Raw genomic sequence first — 8,241 nt, forward strand, 5'->3', positions numbered from 1 at the left:
AGAGGAATCTGTAATTCTTCGAAAGATTTTACAGGGATTAAAAAATCAAATGCATCCTTCAAGCGACTTTTTTTAATAATCGAATTGCGATGCAATGACATGGCCAACACCACTTGATCCTTCAATTTTTTTGCAATTTGATTAAAAGCAGAATTTGATGAAAAAGGTTTACCGGTAAGTCGATCTGTTCCTAACGCCTTAAATTGATCACTTATAATAAATTCCCGGAATCGGTTCTCAACCCAACTAGGATCAAGGGTGGCAGCATACATGGCACCTACCACCGAACCGGAGCTTGTTCCGGCAATTTGGTGAATGGGAATTTTGTTTTCATGCAGTACTTGTAGGGCGCCAATATGTGCCGCACCTCTCGCACCCCCGCCCCCTAAAGCAAGGCCTATTTTTGGCCGAGACATTTAGTCCTTTATTGCTTCACTTCGTTTCATGATCTTTACGGTCATTTCAACTTTTTCAAAAGGATTATCGCCGTCGGGTCCTTGATACATTCTATTTTCACGTTTAGGTGTATTTACACTTGCAATCTTGTCAATGATTTCTATTCCTGAAATCACTTGACCAAAAACGGTATATTGTCTATCCAACCCTGGTTGGGGAGCATGACAAATAAAGAATTGGCTCGACGCACTATCAGGATCACGAGTACGTGCCATTGATAATGTTCCTTTTAGATGGAGATTCTCGTTGAATTCACCAGGAACCAACCACGAATTAGGGTCATCTTCCCGACCAATACCGAAGAATTTTCCAGCCCGTCCGCCAGTGCCGTCATTCATCCGATCGTTATCTTTTGAATTTGGGTCACCACCCTGGATCATAAATCCGGGTATAATCCGATGGAATGTGGTTCCATCAAAGTATCCTTCTTTGGCTAAAATCTTAAAATTATCTACATGCATCGGTGCCACTTCTGGAGAAAACTCCACAACCATATCACCAAATTGCGTGGATATTACTGCTACATCTTTTTCTTTTTCACAACTCATGAATAGAACTCCAATGAATATTAAACTGATTATTTTTTTCACTTATTTAAACTCCTGCTGCCCGGTTTCGAAGTTGGTATTACCGCCAGCGATTCCGGAATTTCATTTTCCTCAAAACTTAAAACTTCCATGGGCACCAATGAGAATTGGTTTCGGTGCAATACTACTTCCCCATTGCTGCGATCCACTATTACGGCTATACCAACCACTTCACCGCCGGATGCCACAACCACATCCATCACTTCTTTTACAGACCCACCTGTTGTAATCACATCTTCTACAACCAACACTTTTTCACCGGGAGCAATTTCAAATCCACGGCGAAGGGTCATTGCGCCATTTTCTCGTTCGGCAAAAATGGTGCGTTTTCTCATTGCACGACCTACATCAGTTCCTATCACAATACCGCCTACTGCCGGGGATATTACTGTATCAATATTGAAATCACTAAAATGATTCGCAATTTTTTGAGAGAATAAACTGAGATGTTCAGGATATTGAAGCACCTTGGCACATTGAAAATAGGATGGACTGTGCCTCCCTGAGGTGAGGACGAAATGACCCTCCAGTAAAGCGCCGGTTTTCCTAAAAATATCTAAATAATATTTACTATTCATTCATTAATTCTCGCATTTTGTTTACATAATCCTTTGCCGCATTCCGAATTGCTTTTTCACTCAAATCTCCAGCAAAACTGATTCCTCTAGATACATTGATTATTGCATCGCCATTTGTATTTCCATCAATCATGCTATTGGCTAAATCACCACCTTGGGCACCAATACCGGGAATTAAAAATGGAAGTTCTGGAGCATGATTTCTAATTCGGCTGATTTCTTCCGGTGCTGTTGCGCCAACGACCAATCCAACATTATCATTCATATTCCATTCAACGGCAAGTTGGGCTGTTTTATCAAATAATAGTTCGTCTCCAATCGGCAGGGTTTGCAGATCAACCGCCGATGGATTAGATGTCCTGCAAAGAATAAAAACACCTTTTTCTGAATTTTCTGTAAACGGCGCGATGGAATCAACACCCATATATGGACTTAAGGTTACAGCATCAAATCCAAAATGATTAAATAAACTATGGGCATATTGTTTGGCCGTATTGCCAATATCACCCCGCTTTGCATCCCCAATAATAATAGCATCATCGCCGAAATGATCCATGGTTTCTTCTAGCCATTTAAATCCGGCACTTCCCCATCGTTCAAAAAATGCTAAGTTCGGTTTGAAGGCAGCCACCAGATCTTGGGTAGCATCAATCACCTTAAAAGCATGCGCTTTCAATGCATCCAGAGTAGTTCCAGGAGAACCTAACCCCTCAGGATTCATGTCCAACCCAACACATAGATGGCTTTTCTTTTGCCTAATTTTAGCTGAAAGTCGTGAATTAAATGTTTTCATAAGTGCGGAATTTACCTTCTTATTACCTGAACCTGAAAAAGGATTGTACAAGAATTGATATTCTTCCTCTAAATTAGTCCCCCATGGATAAACTTTCTATTTCACTTTCCCAAAAATCCAAATCTCACGTTATTGCATCCAGCGGTGTTTTTCAGATCGAATTATTGGAATACGCAGGAGAAATAGATTATCCTCAATTGATCGAAATATCAAAATCACTTGAAAAAGAATATGGTGAAAAAGTGATTTTAACCAAAACAACGATCCAAAAATATTTTAATAAATCCGGTTCTCTTCCTTTTATCGCCCGTTATCGTGAAGAAATAATTGGGTATATTATTGGTGTCCCCCTTGAGGCTTTGAGCAACGAGCCCTGGGCTCGGATGGATGAAAATTTCGGCAAAGAGAATACGCTTTATACTTATGCCTTCGTGATTCAGTCAGAATACAAAGGGAACGGGTATGCGAAAATGTTAAAACGTGTTTTTCTCAGTTGGGCCAAAAAAAGAGAAGAAATCGAGCATATTACCGGCCATGTAATTAATGGAATTTCTTCACGCTTCACCGGTGATATTAAGATTATCAACCGTATTGAAAACTGGCAGGGAACCGGTCAAACATTTGAATATTATCGGCGAGATCTCGAGCCGGACCAATCTTCGCCTTTGAAGAATAATCCGCCTTTAATTACCCGTACTTAGTCTTTTTTCGTCGCCAAACTCACCACAACCAGCGATACCACAGATAGGGTGATTGCGGGTAAAACTTCATCCATGTTATTATATATATTCGCCGGAATAATATTCTGAATAAATACTGCTTCTTTCCATAATAGGGTTGTGATCGTTCCAGTTAATATAGATGCAACTGCCCCTTCTTTCGTGGCTCCCTTCCAGAATAATGCCGCCACCAAACTGGGCGTAATGGCTGCACCGTAAATAGTATAGGCATATAGTGCCCTTTCGAAAAACCCTGATGATTTTGCAAATCCCAACGAAACGATGTAAGCAACAATCCCTAAAGCAAGAACCAGCATCCGGCTGAGAAATACGATTTTCTTTTCATTCGCATTTGGATTTATATAATTGAGATACACATCCCGCATAAGTGTTGTGGCCGGAACCAGTAAGAAACTATCTGCTGTTGAAATAATGATACCCACAATGGTTGTCATCATCATGGCGCCTAAAAATGTGGGTAAAAACTTAGCAGATGCATAGATCAATACGTACTTCCCTACTTCAGCGTCAGGAATCATACTGGAAGCTACCCATGCTGAAAAAATAATCATCAGTTCAGCTGCAAGGACAGCAATAATCAATACTTTTGTCGCAGACTTGGCGCCTTCTGCACTTTTACTAGCGAAGAAGCGTTGGTACATATTGGCGTCACCCATAATCAAAAGAAATGGAGGTAAACAAAAATTCAGTAAATCCATACTAGAATAAACACCCCAAAAATTCATATGCTCCGATTTACCCATGGCTTCGAATGAAGCAGCCATTCCTGCAAAGCCACCTGCTTGGGAAAGAAAAATTGGAATTGCAAATAAGAACGAAATAATGATAATTATTCCATTTGCCACATCGGTATAGGCCACACTCACAAGTCCCGCCAACATAGTATAGGCGATAATAAAGACGGCCGCAATGATTGTTCCTGTTTCAATACTGATTAACGAATGACCAGTCTCATCCATGAGGACAGTATTTAGGACTGCACCGCCCGCATTGAATTGGTAACTGACAATAACCATATATGCAATTACCAGAGCAACAACAGAAAGCATCCGCGCACCGGGACCAAAACGATCACCCAAAATTTCTGGAACTGTGAATTTTTCGAAGGCACGAACTTTCCCTGCAATTTGCGTTAGGATAATAATGCCCAAAATACTTCCAATGGGAAGTATTAGTGCCGCCATCCCTGTATCATAGGTTTTTCCTGCATTACCTAGGATTGACCCTGTCCCCATCCAAGTGGCCAGCATGGTGCCAACAAGAACCCAGGGGGGTAACGATCGACCTGCAACAGCAAAGTCCGATTGCGTTTTAATTTTACTAGCTTTGTACATTCCAATACCGATCAAAGTAAACAGGTAAAGGAGAATTACGGATAAATGTATCATGAATTTGTTCTCACTTGGTTAACTTGAGGCTGTGAAATTAATTTCAACCCTATCTTTTTCCAACAAATAGCAATGATATCGAAACAAATAATTTCAATCGTAATTTCTGTTGGGCTGATTTCAACCATTTGGAGTCAACCTAAATCCACCAAATTGAATCAAAAGGAACAAACCGTGAATCGACTGGCAAAAGAGTCCAGCCCATATTTACTTCAGCATAAAAATAATCCCGTGGATTGGTATCCTTGGGGTGAAGAGGCATTTCAAAAAGCGGCTGAATTAAATCGACCCATCTTTCTTTCCATTGGATATTCTACCTGTCACTGGTGCCATGTGATGGAGCATGAATCATTCGAGGATGAACAAGTAGCCCAACTGATGAATGAGAATTTTATTTCAATCAAAGTAGATCGGGAAGAACTGCCTGAAATCGATCATGTTTATATGTCCGTATGCCAAGCCATGACAGGGCGCGGCGGTTGGCCACTTACAATTATAATGACGCCAGAAAAAGAGCCCTTTTTTGCGGGAACATATTTTCCAAAGAATGGTCGCTTTGGCCGGCCAGGAATGATGGAACTACTTCCTTCAATCGCCGATGCATGGAAAAACAAACATGATGAATTGGTCCAATCTGCCAATCGAATCAATGAATTTCTACAAAAATCTAATAAAAAAGAATTGGGTGATGCTTTAAATGAATCAATTTTAAATGAAGCCTTTTCTCAATTTGAAAGTCGTTATGATAAAATTCATGGTGGTTTTGGGACACAACCAAAATTCCCTTCACCTCACAATTTAATATACTTACTTCGTTACCATCATATGATTGGTGATAAAGCATCTCTTGAAATGGTTGAGAAGACTCTACAAGAAATGAGGCTCGGAGGAATTTTTGACCATGTTGGTTTTGGCTTTCATCGTTATTCCACAGATAAAGAATGGTTAGTGCCCCACTTTGAAAAAATGCTTTATGATCAAGCGATGCTCGCCATGGCTTATACTGAAGCGTTCCAAGTAACGGGGAATCAAGATTATAAAAATACAACCGAAGAAATCTTAACTTATGTCCAACGAGATATGACCGATGTCCGTGGTGGGTTTTATTCCGCCGAAGATGCAGATAGTGAAGGCGAAGAAGGGCTGTTTTATTTATGGACAATGGAAGAATTGAAATCACTTTTAGGAGAAGAAGATGCAATGTTCCTCCACCGGATTTACAATTTAGACTCTTCCGGGAATTTTAAAGATGAAGCAACTGGCCAATTTACAGGTAAGAATATTTTTCATTTAAATGCGCCCATTTCAAATTCAATGGAAGCAGAGAAAATATCTACAATTCGTGAAAAACTTTTTGATGCTCGGGAAAAACGAATCCATCCAATCAAAGATGATAAAATTCTCACGGACTGGAATGGGCTCATGATAGCCGCCTTCACTAAAGCTGGTGTGGCATTTCAATCAAAACAATATATAGAAATAGCTGAAAAAAGTGCCCAGTTTATCTTTAAAAATCTTACCGACGATAAAGGGCGCCTGAAGAAACGTTACCGCAAAGGTAAATCAGGCTTGGATGCTCACTTGGATGATTACGCCTTTTTAGTCTGGGGATTACTGGAACTCTATGAAGCAACATTCAATGTTCATTATCTTGAGAAAGCCGTTCAACTGAATGAAATAATGGTGGACGAATTTTGGAATGAATCTAGTGGCGGGTTTTACCTTGGCAGTAATAAAACAGAAAAATTAATCGTCCGTGCCATGACCGGTTACGACGGGGCAATACCATCCGGAAATTCAATTGCGACTATGAATTTGCTCAAATTAACACGCCTCACTGGAGAGGTAAAATGGGCTGAAATGGCGGATAAAACATTTAAAGTATTTTCAAATGAGATTAACCAAGCACCAACAGGATTTATATCCATGATTACCGCCTTTTTATTTGAATCAAATCACCCAAAAGAAATTGTTATTGTAGGATCGGGAAGTGACCCAGTAACGGTTGCTGCCTTAAACCGGGTTAAATCAGAGTACAATCCGACTAAAGTACTTCTGTTTAAAAATACTGATGACACAAAACGTCAACTTTCAACATTGGCCAAATGGACTAGCACTCAAGAGACTATTAACAATAAAACAACATTTTACGTATGTCAGGATTTTGCCTGTAAAATTCCCACAACTGACATTGATCAGGCGTTTAAGTTCATTCATGAATAAACCACTATCACGACGGATTGGTGAATTGTTCGCCCATATTCAGGATTTAATGGACACGGCTACCCATTCTGTTATTAATAAAGTTGACGAAAAAGGCGGTAAGAAAAATAAACTATTGGGCTTTTTTTCATCGGCCGGAGATGCGTACTTTAAAAAATATACTGAAATCAAAAAAGACAGCGAATCCCCAAAAGATTCATAATTAAAACAAACTAACTAGAGGAATCATGAAACTAGAATTACACTGGAAAATTATTATTGGACTAGTCCTCGGACTTATTTTTGGCGTCCTCGCTGCTTCACAGGGATGGGGTGGATTCACTAGCGAATGGATCGCTCCTTTTGGAAAAATATTTATAAATCTATTGAAATTGATTGCTGTCCCTTTGGTCTTGTCGTCTTTAATCACAGGTGTTGCCTCTTTATCGGACTTAAAAAAACTTTCACGAATAGGCGGCAAAACAATCACTATTTACATTGCAACCACCGCCATCGCTGTTACTATTGGACTGATTGCTGTAAATATTTTACAACCGGGTGAAACAGTTCCAGAAGATATGAAAGTAAAACTTCAAGAGACTTATCAAACGGCTGCATCAGGGAAATTGGATGCAGCAGAACAAGTAAAAGACCGTAGCAAACTTCAACCAATCGTAGATATGGTGCCCAGCAATTTTTTTAGTTCTGCTTCCAATAACAGGAATATGCTTCAAGTTGTTTTTGTGGCGATCATTTTTGGCATCGCTCTAATTCAAATTCCCAAAGATAAAGCAAAACCGGTCTTGGATTTTATGGAAGGCATAAATGAACTTGTTATCAAACTAGTAGATAATATTATGCTTATGGCCCCCATTGGCGTGTTTGCACTCATTGCCGATACCATTACCACCGTTGCCGGAGATAATCTCAATAATGTGATAGAATTACTGGGTGCCCTAGGATTTTATATGTTGGCAGTGATAATTGGTTTGATTCTTCAAATGCTGATTACCTATACGGCAGTACTTAAAATGTTTTCAAAAATGTCATTAAAAAAATTCTACAAAGGGATTGCTCCCGCCCAACTATTGGCATTTTCCACCAGTTCCAGTGGTGCCACTTTACCTGTAACAATGGAATGTTGCGAAGATGAATTGGGTGTTCCAGAAGAAGTCTCATCCTTTGTTCTTCCGCTCGGCGCAACAATTAATATGGATGGCACTGCCCTTTACCAAGCTGTCGCTGCTGTTTTTATCGCTCAAACGTTGGGTATGGATCTTTCAATTGGCGCTCAATTGACAATTGTCCTAACAGCTGTATTGGCCTCAATCGGGACTGCTGCTGTTCCTGGCGCAGGCATTATTATGTTGGTAATCATCTTGGAAGCAATTGGTGTACCCAGCGCAGGGATCGCCCTTATCTTGGGTGTAGATAGAATTTTAGATATGATGCGGACGGTTACAAATGTAACCGGTGATGCTAGTGTGGCGGTGGCGG

Annotated in this window: 9 protein-coding genes; 4 read left to right on the forward strand and 5 right to left on the reverse strand. The window is 40.1% G+C overall.

The genetic code is table 11. The features are described from left to right. The 4 genes from HN459_00020 to pyrF all read right to left on the reverse strand — a co-directional run. The coding region (locus HN459_00020; protein MBT3477826.1) for a hypothetical protein at nt 1–416 on the reverse strand (416 nt) is incomplete at its 3' end. Continuing rightward, entirely contained in the window at nt 417–1,004 is a 588-nt protein-coding gene (locus HN459_00025) for a peptidylprolyl isomerase (GenBank protein ID MBT3477827.1), read from the reverse strand. 38 nt (nt 1,005–1,042) lie between these two features. Continuing rightward, nucleotides 1,043–1,621, reverse strand: coding sequence for an orotate phosphoribosyltransferase (locus HN459_00030; GenBank protein ID MBT3477828.1), 579 nt, complete (start codon nt 1,619–1,621; stop codon nt 1,043–1,045). After that, on the reverse strand, nt 1,614–2,414 hold the full coding sequence (gene pyrF, locus HN459_00035) for an orotidine-5'-phosphate decarboxylase (protein MBT3477829.1): 801 nt from the start codon (nt 2,412–2,414) through the stop codon (nt 1,614–1,616). The genes HN459_00030 and pyrF overlap by 8 nt, the downstream gene beginning before the upstream one ends. An 83-nt stretch (nt 2,415–2,497) precedes the next feature. Here pyrF and HN459_00040 point away from each other — a divergent pair, with 83 nt between their 5' ends. Continuing rightward, nucleotides 2,498–3,115, forward strand: a complete 618-nt coding sequence (locus HN459_00040) for a GNAT family N-acetyltransferase (GenBank protein MBT3477830.1) — start codon at nt 2,498–2,500, stop codon at nt 3,113–3,115. On the opposite strand, the gene HN459_00045 is transcribed toward HN459_00040, so the two are convergent. Continuing rightward, entirely contained in the window at nt 3,112–4,542 is a 1,431-nt protein-coding gene (locus tag HN459_00045) for a sodium:solute symporter family protein (protein ID MBT3477831.1), read from the reverse strand. The genes HN459_00040 and HN459_00045 overlap by 4 nt on opposite strands. 72 nt (nt 4,543–4,614) lie before the next feature. Here HN459_00045 and HN459_00050 point away from each other — a divergent pair, with 72 nt between their 5' ends. The 3 genes from HN459_00050 to HN459_00060 all read left to right on the forward strand — a co-directional run. Next, nucleotides 4,615–6,765 carry a thioredoxin domain-containing protein gene (locus HN459_00050; protein MBT3477832.1) on the forward strand — a complete coding sequence of 717 codons (2,151 nt, stop codon included), beginning with the start codon at nt 4,615–4,617 and terminating at the stop codon, nt 6,763–6,765. Continuing rightward, complete coding sequence (locus HN459_00055; GenBank protein MBT3477833.1) at nt 6,758–6,967, forward strand: hypothetical protein; 210 nt, start codon at nt 6,758–6,760, stop codon at nt 6,965–6,967. The genes HN459_00050 and HN459_00055 overlap by 8 nt, the downstream gene beginning before the upstream one ends. Before the next feature lie 25 nt (nt 6,968–6,992). Continuing rightward, the coding region (locus HN459_00060; GenBank protein MBT3477834.1) for a dicarboxylate/amino acid:cation symporter at nt 6,993–8,241 on the forward strand (1,249 nt) is incomplete at its 3' end.

The organism is Candidatus Neomarinimicrobiota bacterium (genome assembly GCA_018647265.1).
In the GTDB taxonomy this organism is placed as follows: Bacteria; Fidelibacterota; Marinisomatia; order Marinisomatales; family TCS55; genus TCS55.